Source organism: Micromonospora parva, assembly GCF_000718515.1.
In the GTDB taxonomy this organism is placed as follows: domain Bacteria; phylum Actinomycetota; class Actinomycetes; order Mycobacteriales; family Micromonosporaceae; genus Micromonospora; species Micromonospora parva.
This window is the reverse complement of sequence record NZ_JNZS01000045.1, coordinates 1-18662: the sequence shown is the minus strand read 5'-3', so window position 1 is coordinate 18662 and position 18662 is coordinate 1. Positions and strand designations below refer to the sequence as shown.

The 18662-nt window shown below is 71.9% G+C and carries 14 protein-coding genes; 8 read left to right on the top strand and 6 right to left on the bottom strand.

Annotation, left to right across the window (positions count from 1 at the left end):
* Positions 1-26 precede the first annotated feature (26 nt).
* A complete protein-coding gene (locus tag IF22_RS0132020) occupies positions 27-1220 on the bottom strand; it encodes a hypothetical protein (RefSeq protein WP_030338134.1) in 1194 nt (397 codons plus the stop codon).
* A gap of 269 nt (positions 1221-1489) precedes the next feature.
* On the opposite strand from IF22_RS0132020, the gene IF22_RS0132015 reads away from it, so the two are divergent.
* A complete protein-coding gene (locus IF22_RS0132015; protein ID WP_081884248.1) occupies positions 1490-3418 on the top strand; it encodes a DUF6311 domain-containing protein in 1929 nt (642 codons plus the stop codon).
* Positions 3418-5208: a DUF6311 domain-containing protein gene (locus tag IF22_RS0132010; RefSeq protein WP_030338130.1), complete on the top strand. Its 1791-nt coding sequence runs from the start codon at positions 3418-3420 to the stop codon at positions 5206-5208. Before IF22_RS0132015 ends, IF22_RS0132010 begins: the two co-directional genes overlap by 1 nt.
* Here the strand turns inward: IF22_RS0132010 and IF22_RS0132005 are convergent.
* Positions 5205-7097, bottom strand: coding sequence for a DUF6311 domain-containing protein (locus tag IF22_RS0132005; RefSeq protein ID WP_209444628.1), 1893 nt, complete (start codon positions 7095-7097; stop codon positions 5205-5207). The two genes, IF22_RS0132010 and IF22_RS0132005, sit on opposite strands and share 4 nt — an antisense overlap.
* A gap of 103 nt (positions 7098-7200) precedes the next feature.
* Between IF22_RS0132005 and IF22_RS0132000 the strand changes: the two genes are divergently transcribed.
* The gene (locus tag IF22_RS0132000; protein ID WP_167337358.1) at positions 7201-8499 is read left to right on the top strand and encodes an outer membrane protein assembly factor BamB family protein; all 1299 of its coding nucleotides are present in this window, start codon (positions 7201-7203) and stop codon (positions 8497-8499) included.
* Positions 8496-9773 carry an outer membrane protein assembly factor BamB family protein gene (locus tag IF22_RS0131995; RefSeq protein WP_156058035.1) on the top strand — a complete coding sequence of 426 codons (1278 nt, stop codon included), beginning with the start codon at positions 8496-8498 and terminating at the stop codon, positions 9771-9773. Before IF22_RS0132000 ends, IF22_RS0131995 begins: the two co-directional genes overlap by 4 nt.
* Here the strand turns inward: IF22_RS0131995 and IF22_RS0131990 are convergent, their stop codons facing one another.
* Positions 9774-10925 (bottom strand): peptidase C39 family protein, encoded by a 1152-nt coding sequence (locus IF22_RS0131990; RefSeq protein ID WP_036412809.1) that lies wholly within the window; start codon positions 10923-10925, stop codon positions 9774-9776.
* Between the two features lie 142 nt (positions 10926-11067).
* Here IF22_RS0131990 and IF22_RS0131985 point away from each other — a divergent pair, with 142 nt between their 5' ends.
* The 4 genes from IF22_RS0131985 (at position 11068) to IF22_RS0131970 (ending at position 13959) form a co-directional block, all read left to right on the top strand.
* A complete protein-coding gene (locus IF22_RS0131985) occupies positions 11068-11736 on the top strand; it encodes a response regulator transcription factor (RefSeq protein WP_030338119.1) in 669 nt (222 codons plus the stop codon).
* A 55-nt stretch (positions 11737-11791) separates the two neighbouring features.
* A complete protein-coding gene (locus tag IF22_RS0131980; protein ID WP_051708918.1) occupies positions 11792-12955 on the top strand; it encodes a sensor histidine kinase in 1164 nt (387 codons plus the stop codon).
* 162 nt (positions 12956-13117) lie between these two features.
* Positions 13118-13525, top strand: a complete 408-nt coding sequence (locus IF22_RS0131975; RefSeq protein WP_030338115.1) for a VOC family protein — start codon at positions 13118-13120, stop codon at positions 13523-13525.
* On the top strand, positions 13522-13959 hold the full coding sequence (locus IF22_RS0131970) for a VOC family protein (RefSeq protein WP_051708917.1): 438 nt from the start codon (positions 13522-13524) through the stop codon (positions 13957-13959). Before IF22_RS0131975 ends, IF22_RS0131970 begins: the two co-directional genes overlap by 4 nt.
* Positions 13960-14024: 65 nt before the next feature.
* Here the strand turns inward: IF22_RS0131970 and IF22_RS36260 are convergent, their stop codons facing one another.
* The 3 genes from IF22_RS36260 to IF22_RS0131950 form a co-directional block, all read right to left on the bottom strand.
* Positions 14025-14153, bottom strand: coding sequence for a hypothetical protein (locus IF22_RS36260; protein ID WP_280940617.1), 129 nt, complete (start codon positions 14151-14153; stop codon positions 14025-14027).
* Between the two features lie 1063 nt (positions 14154-15216).
* Positions 15217-17286 (bottom strand): 3-hydroxyacyl-CoA dehydrogenase NAD-binding domain-containing protein, encoded by a 2070-nt coding sequence (locus tag IF22_RS0131955; RefSeq protein WP_030338109.1) that lies wholly within the window; start codon positions 17284-17286, stop codon positions 15217-15219.
* The gene (locus IF22_RS0131950; RefSeq protein WP_030338108.1) at positions 17283-18479 is read right to left on the bottom strand and encodes a thiolase family protein; all 1197 of its coding nucleotides are present in this window, start codon (positions 18477-18479) and stop codon (positions 17283-17285) included. The genes IF22_RS0131955 and IF22_RS0131950 overlap by 4 nt, the downstream gene beginning before the upstream one ends.
* Positions 18480-18662: the final 183 nt, after the last annotated feature.

Here is an 18662-nt window from a genome sequence, read left to right as displayed (position 1 = left end):
TCATGATCGACGAGCAGGAGGTGGGGTTAGCGGGGGGAGATTGAGCGGTAGTGGGTTTTGTCGTTGTTGGCGAGGCTGTAGGTCTGGGAGCGCGACGGGGTCGGGATGACCGCCAGGCCGGGGCGGTCGACCAGCAGGGGAGTGCCCGGCGGGACGGACAGCGAGCTGTCCCGGGTGGGCCGCCAGCTCAACACCACCAGCGGCTGGCCGGGCACCGGCAGTTGGTAGGCCTGCAACGGGGTGGCCCGGTCGGCGGGTGAGACGACCGCTGCGCTCCCGTCGGCCGGTCGGTAGATCACCGCCGTCATCGCGCCGGCGTCAGTGTCCCAGCTGAGCTGCTGCAACTCGGCCGCCTCGCCGCCGCCGAGTGCGATTTCGCCGAGCGAGCGCACGGTGAGCTTCGCCATCGGCCAGGAGGTCGGCACCGAGCGTGGGGCGTCCCGGTCGCCGACCCGGCGCGGGATGCTGCCAAACGGGCCCCGGTCGCCGGCCAGCGCGCAGGTGTCCAGACCGGTGAGCGCCCGCCGGCCGGTGCCGGACTCGTCGCGGACCAGCGGGTAACGGGGATCGACGGTGCCGGTGCCCAGGTCGAGCAGTCGGTCGGCGGCCCGCCCACGGGGCAGCGACTCCGTGGTGCGCAGGGTCGCGGTCACGCCGACGGCAGTGCAGGACGGCACGTCGACCGGTGCGCTGAGGCCGTCCGCGATGGTCAACGCCCGGTCCTGCGGCCCGAGGAGGGTCTGCACCCGCGCCGACACCAGGTAGCGCCGGCCGCCGGTCGTCTGCACGGGCAGCACGTCGGAGTAGACGAGGTAACCGGGGTCGGTGTACTCGGTGGCCCGGGTGACCTCGTACCGGTCGCCTTCGCCAGTCAGTTGCAGCAGCCAGGAGGCGCTTTCGCCGGGCACATCGGCGGCCACCAGCGCCACCGGGGCGCCGTCGACGCGACCCGAGAAGAGGATGCCGGACGAGGGCAGGTGCGCGCGGTCGTCGGCCGGCGAGCGCCAGTCCCGCACGGCGGCGGTGACCGCCGCGGTCGCCGCGGCGTCGCCGGAGAGGTCGCCGCGGGGCGGCCACACCGTCAGCGCGCCGTCCAGGCTGTCGTACCCGACCCGCAGGTCCTGCGGCTTCCGCTCGGCCACCGGACCACAGGCCGTGCTTGCCAGCAGCGCGCTCAGCAGGACGGGAAGCGTCCTGCCGTACCGACGGCCTGGAGTCACCTGGCCCGCCCCCGATCGCCTCGCCGTCGCTGTCGGAAAGCGCCATAGTACGAGATGTCCGGTGCGGTTCCTCAGGTGGCCGTCACCCGATCCGCCACAATGGACACCACCGGGGCTTTAGGGCGTTTTGGTTGCTCCGGTAGACTCCGCCGACTGTGACGCCTGCCGAGTCCCGCGCCCTGCCCGCGCCGCACACGGAGGCGGCAGCCGACTCCGCCGACCTGGTGAGTTACCGCACACCTGTCGGCCGCTTGACCGGCCCGCCCGCACTGACCGCCCCCACCACGGACCCGGCGCAGACCCCGGCATCGCCCGAAACACCGGCAAAGCCCGACGCGCCGGCAGCGCTCGAAGCGCCGGCACAGTCCGAGGCGCCGGCAGAGCCTGGAACACCGGCAGCGCCCGAAGTTCCGGCCGAGCCCGAAGCGCCGGCCGGTGGCGCGGTGTCGACCCGGGTGCGGTGGACCCGGCGGCGGCAGCACCTGGCGGTGGGCGGGCTGTTTCTGCTGGCCGCGCTCTGGGTGACCAGCCGGATCTGGCTGGACCCGTCCGGCCGGGTGGCCTCGCTCTACACCGGTGACCCGGCTCAGGTGCAGTTCTTCCTCGCCCACTCGGTACGCGTGGTGCTGCACGGCGAGTACCCGTTCTACACCGAGCAGTTCAACTACCCCGACGGCGTCAACCTGATGGCCAACACGGCGGTACTGGCGCTGGGCATCCCGATGGTCCCGGTGACGCTGCTCTTCGGACCGGCGGTCTCTTTCGTGGTGCTGGTCACGCTCGGCCTCGCCGGCACCGCCATGGCCTGGTACCTCATGCTCTCCCGCCACCTGGTGCGCACCCCGCTGGCGGCGGCGGTCGGCGGCTGGTTCTGCGGGTTCTCGCCGGCGATGCTCTCGCACGCCAGCTGGCACCCGAACATCATCAGTCAGTTCCTGCTGCCGTTCATCGTGTGGCGGGTGCTGGTGCTCACCCGCTCCGGTAGGCCGGTTCGGGACGGGGCGCTGCTCGCCGTGCTGGTCACCGTCCAGGCGTTCATCAACGAGGAGATCCTGCTCTTCACGGCTCTGGCCTGCGGTGTCTTCCTGCTGGCGGTGCTCGCCCAGGAGCCGGCCCGGTGGCGGGCGGCGTGGCGGCCGCTGGGCGCCGGCGTGCTGACCTGCGCGCTGCTGGCCGGGGCGCTGCTGGCGTACCCGCTCTACGTGCAGTTCGCCGGGCCGATGGCCTACCACGGGCTCAGCGACGCGGTGCAGGACTACGGCAACGACATCGCCGCCTTCTTCGCCCCCGGTTCTCCTACCCTCGGCGGCAACCAGCGAGCCAACGCCAACCTGGCGCCGAACTACTCCGAGGAGAACGCCTTCTTCGGCTGGAGCCTGTCGATGCTCGCCATCGGCATCGTGGTCTGGCTGCGCCGGGAGCTGATCGTCAGGGCGCTCGCGGTGACCGGCCTGTTCTTCGCCGTGCTCTCCCTCGGCGAGCGGGTCTCCTGGTGGGACCGGGAGCTGATCACCGGGCCGTGGGAGTGGTTGGTCCATCTGCCGCTGCTCGACGCGGTGGTGCCGACCCGGTTCGGTCTGATCACCAGCGTGGTGATCGGTCTGCTGCTCGCTCTCGCCGTCGAGCGGGCCTGGGCGCTGCGCCCGGCCGACCGCCGTACCGTCCGCGTGCTCACCGCCGCGGGCCTGGCCTTCGCGCTGCTGCCGATCGCACCGATGCCGCTGCGGATGGTCTCCCGGCCCCCGGTGCCGGACTTCATCACCGCCGATCGTTGGCGGGCGTACGTCGGGCCGGATCAGACGCTGGTGCCGATCCCGGTGCCCAGCATGGGCAACACGCACGGCATGCGCTGGGCGGCGGCCACCAACCTCGACTTCAAGATCCCCGGCGGTTACTTCCTCGCGCCCCGCAACGGCAACACCGGTGACCCGGGCCGGTTCGGCGGTCGCCCCAGCGGGGTGGGCCAGATGCTGGAGGAGGTGGCGACCACCGGGCGTACGCCCAAACTCGACGACCGGCAGCGTCGGCGCTTCACCGACGAGTTGCGGCACTGGCGGGCGGCGATCCTGGTGCTGCCGGTGCGGCAGCAGAACGCCGAGCCGCTGCGGCGGACGGTCGAGGAGCTGGTCGGCCCGGGCCGCCAGGAGCTGGATGTCTGGGTCTGGGACGTCCGGGCGCTCAGCGACCGTTCGGTCTGATGACCGCCGGGACGACGTCCCCGAACCCCCTGTCGCCGGCGACGGTCGGCACGTCCCGTCCGGCCTGGCTTCGGGACGCGCTGGTGGTGGCCGGCTATCTGGGCCTCGCGGTGGTGGTGACCAGCGGGCAGTGGGGTCACCCGTGGCGGTTGTTCCACCAGGCGGGTGACCAGATCCTCTTCGAGTGGATGTTGACCCACGCGGCCCATGCGGTGGTCGCGGGGGAGAACCCGCTGTTCAGTACGGGGTTGAACGCGCCCGACGGGGTGAACCTGATGGCGAACACCTCGGTGCTCGGCCTGGGCGTCCCGCTCACCCCGGTCACACTGCTCCTCGGCTCGCAGGTGGCGTTCTGCGTGGCGGTCGTCTGCTGCCTCGCGGGGACGGCCGTCGCCTGGTACGTGCTGCTGCGCCGTCGGCTGGTCGGCACCCGGGCCGCGGCTGCGGTGGGTGGGCTGATCTGCGGCTTCGCCCCGGGCATGGTCGCTCAGGCGGGCGCCCACCTGCACATCGCCGCGCAGTTCCTGGTGCCGGCGATCCTCGCCCTGGTGTTCCGGCCCGCCTCGGGAGTCGCACGGGACGACCTGTGGCGGCCCGGCGTCGGCCTCGGGTTGCTGCTCGTCTGGCAGGTCTTCATCGGCGAGGAGGTGCTGGTCTTCCTGGTGCTCGCGGCCGGGGTCTTCGCGCTGGCGTACGCGCTCGCCGACCGGGTTGCCGCGCGGCGGCACGCGCCGGCCCTCTTCGGTCGGCTCGCGGTGGCGGCCGGCGTGGCGGCGGTTCCGCTGGCGTACCCGTTGTGGTTCCAGTTCCACGGTCCGCAGCACTACACCGGGATGGCGTTCGCCACGCAGGGCTTCCAGCTGGACGTCGCCTCGTTCACCGCGTCGGCCCGGCAGACCGTGCTGGGCGACGACTGGCTGCCGGGGCTGCTCTCGCCGAACCCGACCGAGGAGAACTCGTTCTTCGGCCCGGGTCTGCTGGTGCTCGCCGTGGTGATCGTGATCTGGTTGTGGCGACGGGCACTGGTCCGGGCGTTGGCCGGCTGCGCCGTGGTCTTCGCCCTGCTCTCGCTCGGGACGACGGTGCGATTGAACGGCAACGCCACCGGCCTTCCGGGGCCGTACCGACTGGTCGCGGAGCTGCCTTTGCTCGACCTCGCGGTGCCGGCCCGGTTCGCGCTGGTCTGCGTACCGGTGCTGGGTGTGCTGGTGGCGCTCTCGGTGGACCGGGTCCGCGCCGCGCACCCGGCGACCGCGCCGGGGTTGCCGGTACGGCTGCTGTGGGCCGGGGCGGTGGCCGCCGCGCTGCTGCCCCTGGCGCCGACGCCGATCCGGGTGGTGCCGGTCGCGCCGGTGCCGGCGTTCGTCGCCGACGGCGACTGGCGTGCGCTGGTGCCGCCCGGCCGGACGGTGGTCGCGGTGCCACCGGTCACCGGTGCCGGGCGCAGCCCGGTGATGCTCTGGTCGGCCCGTACCGGTCTGGCGTTCCCCGCGCCTGGTGGCTACTTCATCGGCCCCAGTGGCCCGGACGACCCGACGGCCCGCTGGGGCGCGCCGGACCGGCCCACCTCGGTGCTGCTGCGCCGGGTGGCCGAGACCGGCGCGGTGCCACCGCTCAGCGACGCCGACCGTCGACAGGCCATCGAGGACCTGCGGCACTGGCGGGCGGCAGTGGTCGTCCTCGGTCAGCTGGAGCACGGCGACCCGGTCCGCCGGACTGTCGACGACCTGCTCGGCCCGGGTCGGCCGGTCGACGGCGGGTGGGTGTGGGACGTGCGGGAGCGCGTTTAACCCACCAGCGGGCGGACGTCCCAGACCCAGACGTCGTCGACCCGCTGCGGCGGCCCGATCAGACCGGTGACCAGCTCGCGGAGCACTGTCTCGCGCGGGTGTGCCCCGAGCACCACCACCGACGCCCGCCAGAACCGCAGGTCCTCGATGGCCTGGCGGCGGTTCTCGTCGGTCAGCGCCGGAACCGCGCCCTTGTCCATGGTGGAGTAGATGAGCGAGCTGGTCGGTCGGTTCGGCGCGCCGAAGACCCCCTCGCCCAGCTCGTTCGGGCCGATGAAGTAGCCGCCCGGGACAGGGAACTCCTGCCCGGTCAGCGCGCTCCAGCGCAGCGTCGGCAGGCCGTGCACGTTGCTGGGGATCGGCACCGGTACCAGGGTCCGGCCCGCCGGCACGTACGGCCGCCAGCCGCCCGCGCTGATGAAGTGCGGCGGCGGGTCGATCTGCTGGGCGGGCAGCGGCCGGGGGAAGAGCGGCAGCACGGCGAGGGCGACCGCCGCGTACCCCACCGGGCGCAGCCACCGACGGCGCGCGGCGACCGGCGCGGCCGGCTCGTCGGCGGACGCCGCCGGGGCCGCGTCGCCCGCGCGCTGGGCCGGCACCCTCGGCCGGTCGGCCACCGGGCGTCCCTGCCGGTACGCGGCGTCCCAGGTCAACGCGAGCAGGACGCCCACCGCGGCGGCGACCACCAGCGTCAACCGGGTCGGCATCATCATCTCGACCAGCGGCAGGTCGTCCGACACGTACGACCACGGGCCGCGAATGTCGGTCTCCACACCGTTGAAACGCACCCACGGCCCGATCGCGGCCACGCTGAACACCACGATGAGCACCGCGACGATCCGCGCGGCCAGCGACCGGCGCACCAGCAGCACCAGAGCCACCAGCGAGAGCAGCACCAGCGGCCAACCGAACCAGGTGTTCTGCTCGGTCAGGCCGATGGTCTTCTCCACCTCCGGGTTACCGGCCCAGGTGTCCCGGGCGAAGGTGACGAAGGCGACCAGGTCCTCGCCCCAGTTGTGGAACACGCCGCCCTGCAGGCCCCGGTAGGACTGCGGGCCGTTGAACTGGAACCAGATCGGATACGCGGTGAGCACCAGGGCCAGCCCACCGGCGACACCGAGCCCGGCCAGGAACGTGCCGGCGGCGGCCCGGGTGGCCCGCGGCCGCTGCACGGCGTACGCGAGCACGATGACCAGGCAGGCCAGCGCGGTGAGCAGCAACATCTCCTCGTTGATGAAGATCTGGTACGCCACCAGCGCCCCGAGCACCAGCCCGTTGCGCCGCCACCGGCCCGGCTCGGCCAGGGTTAGCACCCGCACCACGATCAGCGGGAGCAGGAAATTGGACACGAAGTTCGGTTGGCCGTTGGCGTGGTGGATGATGCCCGGCGCGAAGCCGAGGAACGCGCCGCCGACGAACGCCGCCGCCCGGGAGCGCACCAGGTGGCGGGAGAGCATCCAGTACCCGGTGCCGGCGGTGGCCGCCAGCGCCGCACCCAGATAGAGCGCGTACATCACCTGGGGGCCGAGCAGCATGGTCAGCGGGGCCAGCGGCAGTGTCACCCCGAGCAGCGAGGTGTTGGCCATCATGTTCACCCCGTCCGGGGCGTTCTGCCGGGCCGTGAAGAGCGGGTTCTCCAGGTGGCGCACCGAGTACGCGCCGTGCGCGAACAACCACTCGAACCAGCTGTGATCGGTGGGCAGGTGCGAGGAGACCCGGCCGTTGACGTCACCCCAGTAGTTGAGGCAGACGAAGACGCCCAGCAGCACATAGGCTCCGAGGGCCAACAGGTCGGTTCGGGCCGGACGGCGCCGAGGCCGCCGTGTCGGCTCCACCTCGGCCGGGTCGGCGTCGGTCAGGGGATTCAGCGAAGGGTCTACCACCGGCACAGCCACGACGCGCCATCGTACAGGCGGGGTTCCGTCGCTTTTGCCGGGCCGGTGCGCTGACGGTCGGTTTGCCGGACGGTGACCCGTCGGCCAGCCTTACCTGGTGACGGAAGGACGGTCGTTGTCGATCATCGAGCTGGGCGAGATTCGGGACGAGCCCCCGTCGGCACCGTCGGTCCGCCGCCCGCGCGCCGCCGCTCGCCCGCTGCACGGCGCGGCGGTGCTGCTGCTCAGCCTGGTGGTGCTGGCCGCCGCCGCCCCGTGGGCGCAGCGCACGGTGAGTGTGGTGCCGGCGTCCCGGACGGCCACGGCGTACCTGGCCGCGGAGAGCGTCTTCGTGGTCGATCCGCCGATACCCGACGGTGACCGGTACCTGAGCGCGTACGCCCAGCCGGCACCGGCCGGCGCCGCCGTGCGACGGCGGTGGCAGGCGCCGCTGGCCCGCACCGGTGACTACCTTGACGTCCGCATCGAGCGGGGGTTGGTGTTGGCCACGGCGGTCAGCGCCCCGAACCGGGTGTTCCAGACCACCGCCTTCGACGCCGTGACCGGCCGGCAACGCTGGCAGCATCCGGGGTCGCTGCAACCGACAGCGGACGGTGGGCTGCTGCTGACCGACGGTCGGGAGGACGGGTCGGGCGCGGTGAGCGGGGTCGCGCCCGACACCGGCCGGGTGCTCTGGTCGGTGCCGATTCCGCCGGCCGCCAACCCCACCTACCACCACGACCCGGCGGGCCAGGTCGACCGCTTCGTGCTCCTGCAACCGACCGGCGAGGTGCAGGTGCACGACGCCGGCAGCGGCCACCTGCTGCGCAGCATCGACACGCTGCCCGGTGACCGTTCGGCGTACCAGCGGGTGCAGGTCGTCAACGAGCTGCTGCTGCTCGTCCCGCCCGGCAGCACCCGGCTGGTGAGCTTCGCGCTGGCCGACCTGGCGCCATTGTGGACGGCCGAGGTGACGTTGGTGTCGCACGTGCTCGACTGCGGCGGTCTGCTCTGCGCGGTCCCGCAGACCGGCGGCCTCCAGGTGCTCGATCCGGCCACCGGCGCGGTGCGCTGGTCGGAACCGGGCCAGGACGTGCTGGCCGACGTCCGGTCCGGCCGGCTGCTGATGGCAGTGCCCGGCCGGGGGTACGCGGTGCGGGACGCGGCGACCGGGCAGGTACGGACCGAGCTGGGCGGGTGGAGCCTGATGCCCGTGCTCGACGCCGACGACCCGCTGGTCGGCGTACGGCGGGGCGACGACGGTCGGATGGTCGTCGCCGAACTCGACCTGGTGGCCGGCCGAGCGCGGATCGTCGACGTGCTGCCCGGCATCGCCGGCAGCTGCCAGGCGTCCCTGCCGGTGCTGCTCTGCCAGCGCCTGGACGGCACAACCGCCCTGTGGAGGTTGACGCGGTGAGCGACTCGGTGATCGACCTCGGCGAGCTGCGGCACGGCCCGGACCCGGACCCGCTGCCCCGCCCGCCCCGCGCCCACGGTCGCACGTTGCGCTGCGCGCTGGTCGTGCTGCTCGCCCTGGTCACGCTCGCCGCCGGCGCGGTGACGCCGTCGCGCCCGGCCCCGGTGACGCTGCCGGCCAGGCCCGGATCCGACGTCATGATCGATGGAGACCTTCTGCTGGTGATGGAGCCGACGAGCCCGAGGCGGCAGGGGCGGCTGGCCGCGTACCGGCTGCCCGACGGCGAGCCGGTCTGGCAGGTGCCGCTGTCGGCGGAGGCCCGGTACTGGGGTATGACGTCGCTGAACGGGATGCTGCTGACCACCGGGTACGAGATCGGCCCGGAGGGTCGGGAGACCCGCACCATCGCCCTGGACCGGGCGACCGGGGCGTACCGCTGGCAGCAGCCGGGTACCGTCACCAAGCTGACCGACGGCAACCTGCTGCTGCGCAGCGGCGGCGAGACCGAACCGTCCAGTGTGCGCGCGATCGATCCGTGCTGCGGCACGGTGCGCTGGCAGCTGTCGGGCGTCACCGCCGACGTGACAGTGCGGGGCGACGAGCGCGGAGTGGACCGGGTGGTGCTCAACCAGTTGGACGGGCCGGTCGAGGTACGCGACGCGATCACCGGGGCGGTGCTGGCCCGTGCCGACCTGCGCCCGCCCGACCGTGGTCCGATCGGACTGGACCTGATAGACGACCTGCTGCTGGCCGTCGACAGGGGCTCGGGCGCGGTCACCGCGTACGGACTGGACCGGCTCGACCGACGCTGGACCCGCACCCGGGTCAACGTCGACTTCACGCTGGACTGTGGCCCCGTCCTGTGCCTGCGCACCGGCAACAACGAGCTGCAGGCGCTCGACCCGGCGACCGGCGAGGTGCGCTGGCGCAGCAGCCGGTGGGGGTGGGCCTGGCCGACCGACGGCCGGCTGATGGCCAACATCAGCGGCATCGGGCCGCTGGAGCAGTACATCGTGCTCGACGCGCTGACCGGCCGGCAGCTGGCCGACCTGGGCCGGTGGGAGCTGTACCAACTCGGTGTCGGCCGGCTGGTCGGCATCCGCCGGCATCCCGACGGTGGGGTGCTCGTCGGCGAGTTGGACGTCGGCGCCGCGAAGACGCGGGTCGTTGACGTGCTGCCCCGTGCCACCGGGGACTGTCAGGCGGTCACCGGTTACCTGGTGTGCAGTGTCGCCGCGCCCGGCTCGTACCAGCTCTGGAAACTGACCGACTGATCACCAGTTGGCCTGGGCCGGCGACGGGGGCAGGGGCACCGACGCGGGTCGCACCACGTACGCCACCCCGCCGCTGCCGCGTTGCCAGACCGCCTCGAACCCCTGCCGAGGCACCGTGCGGCGGACCGCGTCGTCGTCCGGGGCGTACGGGTCGTTGAGCACCGGATCACCGTCGGCGGTGAAGCCGACCAGCACCATCAGGTGCCCTCCGGTGTCGTACCCGAGCCCCGGCACCTCGCCGGCCCGGAACGCGGCGGAGACGATCAGGGGGATGCCGGCGGCGATGAACGCCTCCGCCTCGACCAGCGACCGCAGCCGGGTGACGAACGCGTCCACCCCGTGCAGGCCGGCGTACGCGGTGTTGAACGGCCAGTTCCCGGCCCCGGCGTACGCGTGGTCGTAGCAGTGTCGGGCGGCGTGCACCACCACCGGTCGGGGATCGGACGGCCGCACCCAGGCGTAGTGGTCCGGTGTCGGCTCCGCGCCCCAGTAGGCGAGCACCATCGAGGTGCAGGTGGGGCTGCACCAGGAGTCGCCGCCGCCACCCCACTGCGGGTACTGGCCGGCGTGCAGCCGCTGCGAGTAGCGGGGCACGTCCAGCACGATCCCACGCGCGGCGGTCGAGGCGGGTTCCCGCTCGTGCCGCTGGTCGGTCGAGGTCGGCCCGGTGGCGACCGCGCCGACGCTGCGCAGCACCGGGCCGGTCGGGCTGCCGGCGGGCCGGCACAAGGTCACCCGCGCCTGCCAACCGGTGACCGTCGCCCCGGTGACGATCAGGGTGTCGGTGTCGACCCGGGCGACGCTGTCACGCTGGCCGGGCACCGACGTGCGCCGTACCGTGTGGTCGCCGGCGGCCCAGCGGGCCAGCCGGTACCAGTCGGTGCTGGGCGCGTCGTCGTGCCAACCGCGCAGGTCGACCTCGATCCAACAGCCGTCCGGGGTGTCCGCCGTCCAGGACGGCACCACCTCGGCGACGGCGAAGCCGACCGGCACCGGCGGCGACGTCCAGGTGCCCCGCTGGTCACCGCCGTCGAGGGTGAGGCCCCGATCACCGGCGCGCAGGCCGTCGCCGCTGCCGGTGGCCGTGTCGGCCGGCAGGTGGAAACCCCGGTAGGCGATGTCCCGCCGGATGGTCGGTGCCGCAGTGGTCATGCCAGGTCCGTCCGTCGCTCGGTGCCGCCGGCCAGCATCGCGTACGCGGCGGAGGCCCGCAACGCCGACCGGTGCCCGCGGCGGGGGACGATTGTTGCCGGGCGGCACTAGGTTGTCGGTGGTCAGCAGCGAGGAGGCCGGGATGCGGGTACTGGTGGTCGAGGACGAGCGCAACCTCGCCGACGCGATCGCGCGCGGGTTGCGCAAGCGGGGGATGGCCGTCGACGTGGCGTACGACGGCGACGCCGGCCATGAGGCCGCTTTCGTCACCCGGTACGACGTGGTGGTGCTCGACCGCGACCTGCCCGGCGTGCACGGCGATCAGATTTGCGCGGACCTGGCGGCCTCCGGTGCGCTGACCCGGGTGTTGATGCTCACCGCGAGCGGCACGGTGGCCGACCGGGTGGAGGGGTTGCAGCTCGGCGCGGACGACTACCTGCCCAAGCCGTTCGCCTTCGACGAGTTGGTCGCCCGGGTGCAGGCGCTGGGCCGGCGGGCGACCCCGGCGGCGCCGCCGGTGCTCGAACTGGCCGACCTGGTGCTCGACCCGGCCCGCCGGGTGGCCACCCGCGCCGGAGTGCCGGTGGACCTCACCAACAAGGAGTTCGGGGTGCTCAGTGAGCTGCTCAAGGCCCGCGGCGCGGTGGTCTCCAGTGAGGAGTTGCTGGAACGGGTCTGGGACGCCAACACCGACCCGTTCACCACCATCGTCCGGGTCACCGTGATGACCCTGCGCAAGAAGCTCGGCGACCCGCCGCTGATCGAGACGGTGGTCGGCGCCGGCTACCGCACCGCCGAGGTGAATCTGTGAGCGCGAGGAGTGAGCCGGGTGTGCGAGCCCCGCAGTCGCGAACCGAGGTGGCACGGTGAGTCGCCGGTTGCGGCCCACCCTGCGGTTGCGGTTGACAGTGCTCAACGGGGTGCTGCTGATCGGCGCCGGAGCGATCCTGGTGCTGTTGGCGTGGCTGCTGGTCCGCGACGCGCTGCGCCCCACCGACGAGTTGGTGCCCGGCACGACAGTGCTGCTCTCCGACGGCCGGGAGTTGGACGCCGGCGAGTGGCAGCGGCAGTTGGTCGACGCCGCCTCGGGGGAGCTGCTGGCCAAGGGCCTGGTGGCGCTGTTGGCGATCAGCGTGGTCGGGGTGGCCGGGGCGTACGCGGTGGCGGGTCGGGCGCTGCGCCCCCTGCACCAGGTCACCGCGACCGCCCAGCGGCTCGGTGAGGCGACCCTGGACCAGCGGATCGGCTACTCGGGCGCCGACGACGAGGTGGCCGAGCTGGCGAAGACGTTCGACGACATGCTGGACCGGATCGCGTCCGCGTTCGAGGCGCAGAAACGTTTCGTGGCGAACGCCTCGCACGAGCTGCGTACCCCGCTCGCCGTGATGCGCACCGAGATCGACGTGACGCTCAGTGACGACGAGGCGGACGCCGCCGAGTACCGGCGGATGGCGACTGTGGTCCGGGACGCCTCCGAGCGGGCCAACAGCCTGGTGGACGCGCTGCTGGTGCTGGCGCGCAGCGAGGCACAGGCCGGTCGGCGGCTGGGTCGGCGGACCGAGTGCGACCTCGCCGCCGGCACCGCCAACGCCCTGTCGGCGATGCGCCGCGAGGTGGAACGGATCGGCCTGCGGGTGCAGACGTCGCTGAAGCCGGCGCCGGTCGTCGGCGACCCCGGCCTGCTGGACCGGTTGGCCGGCAACCTCATCGAGAACGCGGTCCGCTACAACCACCTGCACGGCCGGCTGTGGGTGCGCACCGGCACCGACGGCGAACGGTCCTGGCTGGTGGTGGGCAACACCGGCTTCGAGGTGGACCAGGCGGACGTTCCGGGGCTGTTCGAGCCGTTCCGGCGCGGTGGCCGGGAACGCACCGGCGCTCGCGGGTCCGGTCTGGGGCTGTCCATCGTCCGGGCGGTCTGCGACGCGCACGGCGGCACCGTACGGGTGGTCGCGCAGCCCGGCGGTGGTCTGGAGGTGACGGTGACGTTGCCGTCGGCGGACACCCCGGCGGTGCCCGCCGCCGGCTGAACGGGGTTGCGCGCGACGCTCACCCGCTGGCAAGATCACCGAGTCAGCTCAGAGAGTGAAGGGGGGTGCGTCGATGTCCACCAGTCAAGGCTCCGCACCTCTGGTCTTCGCAGGCTGACCCCGGGCGGCGGAGCGTCCTCATCCGACCATGGAGGACCACCCGTGTATCCACGGATCCGCAACATCAGTTTCGATTGTCACGACACGTACGCCCTGGCCGGCTTCTGGTCGGCGGTGCTCGGTTACGCCCGGCACGACGAGGACGCCCCCGGTGATCCGGAGGCGGCAGTGGTGCCGCCGGGCGGCACCACCCCCCACCTGTTCTTCCAGGAGGTGCCGGAGGAGAAGGTGACCAAGAACCGGGTCCACATCTGCCTGGAACCGGTCGACCGGACCCGGGACGAGGAAGTCGAGCGGGTGCTCGGCCTCGGGGCCACGATGGTCGCCGACCGACGGCTTGCCGACGGAACGGGCTGGGCGGTGCTCGCCGACCCGGAGGGGAACGAGTTCTGCGTGCTCCGCAGCTCCGGCGAACGTGTCGCCACCACCACCGTGGAGGACCACCAGTGAGCTCGACGATCCACAACATCAGCATCGACTGTTCCGACACGTACGCGCTGGCCGGCTTCTGGGCGCAGGTGTTCGACTGCCCCCGGCAGCCCGACGACTTCCCCGGTGACCCGGAGGCGATGCTCCTGCCGCCGGGCGGCCCGGAGGTGCTGTTCATCGCCGTGCCCGAGGGCAAGACGGTGAAGAACCGGCTGCACCTTGACCTGCAACCCGCCGACCGGACCCGCGCCGAGGAGGTCGAGCGACTGCTCGGCATCGGCGCGACGCTCGTCGCCGACCGGGTCAGCCCGACCGGCGGTGGCTGGGTGGTGCTCGCCGACCCGGAGGGCAACGAGTTCTGTGTGCTCGGCAACGCGGCCGAGCGGGCGGCGGCGGCAGCGGCGCGGGCCGCGGCGGCAGCGCTGGCCGCGTCGGAGGTCGCCGAACCGGCCTGACAGTCGACGTACGGCGTGGGCCCCGGTCACCACAGGGGTGGCCGGGGCCCACTGTCTCGTACGGCTCAGGACTGTTGCTCGACCTGGCCCCGGATCGCGGTGAACTCGGCCTTGGCCTGGTCGGCGGACTTGACGTACATCACCACCATGCCCAGGCTGCCCCGGTCGGCCCAGACGCAGATGCCCAACGGCACGCTCTCGGTGTTCCCGTCGCCGCAGCGCGCCTCACCGCCGAGCGGGCCAGGCTCGGCTCTCTAGTGTCCTGAGTCGTTAATTCGGCCGCGGTATGTGGCTACCGACAGCCTGCTATCTTCCGCTGAATTAACGACTCACGACACTAGCCAACTTTGGGGAGCGGCGGCGCCGGTAGTTACGGCCTGAGCGCTTGCCCGCTTAGGGGAGAAGCGAATGGTCGACACCCGATTGATCAGGCCGGGTTATGCCCCTGGGGTAACGAGTTCAGAGTTGCCTGCAATGGAAGACCGGCGTTGGCAGAATCGACCACAGCTCGACCAGGGGGCCGGGATTGCTGTGTAGGCCGTCGGGCATGCACTATGAGGGATCCCACCACCTCGTGCGCGACACTAAACTGCTATGCCGGCGAAGAATAACGTTAGCGCTAGCGTAAGATCCAAACACTTGCAACCCTCGCGGTCAGGGAAAATGCATCACGAACCGAGCGGACAGTATTGTTGCGGCGAGCCCTGTCAGGTCGAATGCTACCGCAGCCGTGGGTCATCCCGCTGCCCCGTCCCTTGATGGCGCTGTGACGTGCTCCGATGTGTCAGGTAACCACCATCGCCTATCGCACGCTTGACCGCCCCGAGGGACCGTGATAAAAATTCATCACCGTTAACACGTTGCAGGCAATTGACGTCCTTCGAATACTTTTGGTTGGCGTTGATTGCTCTTGAGGAATCGGGGACTGGTATGAAGAGGACTGTTGTCCGGACCGCAATCACTTCCGTGGCCTTGACTGCCGCACTGGTGGCCGTCGCCTCGCCTGCTCAGGCGGCCTGGGTCTTTGTGTCGAGCTACCCTCACACGCCTGTCGGGCTGGTCACCTGTTCCACTCAGGCCGCAATGTCAGGGGTCAACAACGACACCAACTACCGGTGCACCGATGTTGGATATGCCTACCACGTGCAGCGGGAGATCTAAACCTCAGCAGGTCGCACGCGACCCGCGCGACGAATCGCGGTGGTCGGACTGTCCTTCGTGGACGTCCGACCACCGCGACGGTGTTTCTGCGATCGGTCAGGCCGGCAGGCTCGCCGCGCCGCGCGGCAGGAACCGCTGCCCGGTGACCCGCTCGGAGGTGCCGGTCCGGTCCAGGTACGGCGTGACGCCGCCCAGGTGGAACGGCCAACCGGCGCCCAGGATCATGCACAGGTCGATGTCCTGCGCCTCGGCGACCACACCCTCGTCCAGCATCAGCCGGATCTCCTGCGCGAGCGCGTCGAGCGCGTTCTGCCGTACCTGCTCTGCGGTCAGCGGCTGGTCACCGACCACGAGCAGCTTGGCGACGTCCTCGTTGACCTGGTCGTCGACGACGATCGGCTGACCCGAGTCGGCGATCCGCTTGAGGTTCTCGCTGACCCCGAACCGGTCCGGGTACGCGGCGTGCAGGGTGCCGCCCACGTGGTACGCGACGGCCGGCCCGACCAGCTGGAGCAGGGCGAGCGGGCGCATCGGCAGGCCCAGCGGGTCCAGTGCGCTGTTCGCCACGTCCAGCGGGGTGCCGGCGTCCACGGCGGCGAAGACGGTGCCCAGGAAGCGGGTGAGCAGCCGGTTGACCACGAACGCCGGGGCGTCCTTGACCAGCACGCTGGACTTCTTCAGCTGCTTGCCGACCGCGAACGCGGTGGCGAGGGTGGCGTCGTCGGTGCGCTCGCCCCGGACGATCTCCAGCAGCGGCAGCACCGCCACCGGGTTGAAGAAGTGGAAGCCGACCACCCGTTCCGGGTGCTCCAGCTCGGCGGCCATCTCGGTGATCGACAGCGAGCTGGTGTTGGTGGCGAGCACCGCCTCCGGAGAGACGATCTTCTCCAGCTCGGCCCAGACCTGCTTCTTGACGCCCAGATCCTCGAAGACCGCCTCGATGACAAAGTCGGCGTCCGCGAAGGCGCTCTTGTCGACTGTGCCGCTGACCAGGCCGTACAGCTTGGCGGCGGTGTTCTTGTCCATCCGGCCCTTGGTGACGGCCTTCTCGATCTGGGTGTGCACGTAGCCGACGCCCTTGTCCACCCGGGACTGGTCGAGGTCGGTCATCACCACCGGCACCTGAAGGCGACGGGCGAACAGCAGCGCCAGCTGGCTGGCCATCAGGCCGGCGCCGACGATGCCGACCTTGGTGATCGTGCGGGCCAGACCCTTGTCCGGTGCGCCGGCCGGCCGCTTGGCCCGCCGCTGCACCAGGTCGAAGGCGTACAGGCCGCTGCGCAGCTCCTCGGAGAAGACCAGGTCCGCGAGGGCCTCGTCCTCGGCGGCGGTGCCGGTCGCGAAGTCGGCGTCCTTCGCCGTCTCCAGCAGGTCCAGCGCCTTGTACGCGGCCGGGACCGCACCGTGCAGCCGCTGGTTCAGCGTCTCCCGGGCGAAGTAGAGCACGCCCGCCCACATGTCCTTGTCGACATCGGGCCGGGTCACGGTGACCTGACCCCGGACCACCCCGGCCGCCCACTCCAGGGACCGCTCCAGGAAGTCCGCCGGCTCCAACAGGATGTCCGCGATGCCCAGCTCGGCGGCCTGCTTCGGCTTGAGCATCTTGTTCTGCATCAGCGGGTTCTGGATGATCACCTGGGTGGCCGCCGGGATGCCGATCAGGTTCGGCAGCAGCTGGGTGCCGCCCCAGCCGGGCACCAGACCGAGGGAGACCTCGGGCAGCGCGAGGGCCGCCGCACCACCGGAGAGCGTCCGGTAGTGGCAGTGCAACGCCAGCTCCAGGCCGCCGCCCATCGCCGCGCCGTTGACGAACGCGAACGTGGGAACGGTGCTGTCCTTGAGCCGGGCGAAGACCCGGTGGCCGAGCCGGCCGATCTCCAGCGCCTGCGCGCGGTCGGCGAGCTGCGGCAGGCCGACGATGTCCGCGCCCACGCAGAAGATGTACGGCTTGCCGGTGACCGCGATGAACGCCGGATCGGCGGCGAGCGCGGCGGTGATCGCCTCGTCCAGGCTGGCCAGCCCACCCGGCCCGAACGTGTTCGGCTTGGTGTGGTCGAAGCCGTTGTCGAGCGTGATCAGGGCGGCCGGCCGGTCCAGCCCCGGTACGTTCACCTGGCGCAGCAGCGCCCGGGTGACGACCTCGTTCGGTGCGGCGAGCGTGCTCACTTGTTGCCCTCCGTCCAGTGCGGGTTCTCCCAGATGACAGTGCCGCCCATGCCGATGCCGATGCACATCGCGGTGAGGCCGTAGCGGACCTCGGGGTGCTCGGCGAACTGGCGGGCCAGCTGCGTCATCAGCCGCACGCCGGAGGAGGCGAGGGGGTGGCCGATGGCGATCGCGCCGCCCCACTGGTTGACCCGCGCGTCGTCGTCGGCGATGCCGAAGTGGTCGAGGAAGGCGAGCACCTGCACGGCGAACGCCTCGTTCAGCTCGAACAGGCCGATGTCGTCGATGCTGAGCCCGGCCAGGCGCAGCGCCTTCTCCGTCGACGGGATCGGGCCGACACCCATCACCTCGGGCTCGACGCCGACGAACCCGAACGACACCAGCCGCATGGCGACCGGCAGCCCCAGCTCGCGGGCGGTGGCCTCGTCGGCCAGCAGACTCGCGGTGGCGCCGTCGTTGAGGCCGGCCGCGTTGCCCGCGGTGACCTTGCCGTGCGGGCGGAACGGGGTCTTCAGGGTGCCCAGCTTCTCCAGCGAGGTGTCCCGGGGCGCCTCGTCAACGGTGGCCAGACCCCAGCCGCCCTCGGCGTCGCGGATCGACATCGGCACCAGGTCGTCCTGGAGCTTGCCGTTGGCGTACGCCTTGGCGGTCTTCTGCTGCGAGGCGAGCGCGAACGCGTCGGTGCGTGCCTTGGTGATGTGCGGGACCAGGTCGTGCAGGTTCTCCGCGGTGGCACCCATGACGAGCGCGGACGGGTCGACGAGCTTCTCCGCGACGATGCGCGGGTTGGGGTCGACGCCCTCACCCATCGGGTGGCGGCCCATGTGCTCCACGCCACCGGCGATGGCGACGTCGTACGCGCCCATGGCGATGCCGCTGGCCACGGTCGTGACGGCGGTCATCGCGCCGGCGCACATCCGGTCGATGGCGAAGCCGGGGACGGTCTTGGGCAGCCCGGCCAGCAGGGCGGCGGTGCGGCCGATGGTGAGGCCCTGGTCGCCGATCTGGGTGGTGGCCGCGATGGCGACCTCCTCGACCCGCTCCGGGGGCAGCTGCGGGTTGCGACGCAGCAGTTCCCGGATGCAGCGGATCACCAGGTCGTCGGCGCGGGTGTTGGCGTACATGCCACCCGCCTTGCCGAACGGGGTACGGACGCCGTCGACGAAGACGACGTCGCGAACTTCACGGGGCACTTGAGCCTCCTAATCGACCATGATCCGGCCGTCGCGCCGGGAGGGCGCGCCGGACCGAACAAGGGTCGCCGACACGGGCACGTTTCCCTCGAATGCTACTCGCCAGTAACCAACCCGTCGCCACCCCCACCTGTGGCCCACCCCACATCCCTAACCCCTGAACCCCCCAACCCCCACCCCCGC

Coding starts and splice junctions, on each gene's coding strand:
- IF22_RS0132010 (WP_030338130.1), top strand. CDS start 3,418: ATGACCGCCGGGACGACGTCCCCGAACCCCCTGTCGCCGGCGACGGTC.
- IF22_RS0131990 (WP_036412809.1), bottom strand. CDS start 10,925: ATGACCACTGCGGCACCGACCATCCGGCGGGACATCGCCTACCGGGGT.
- IF22_RS0131985 (WP_030338119.1), top strand. CDS start 11,068: ATGCGGGTACTGGTGGTCGAGGACGAGCGCAACCTCGCCGACGCGATC.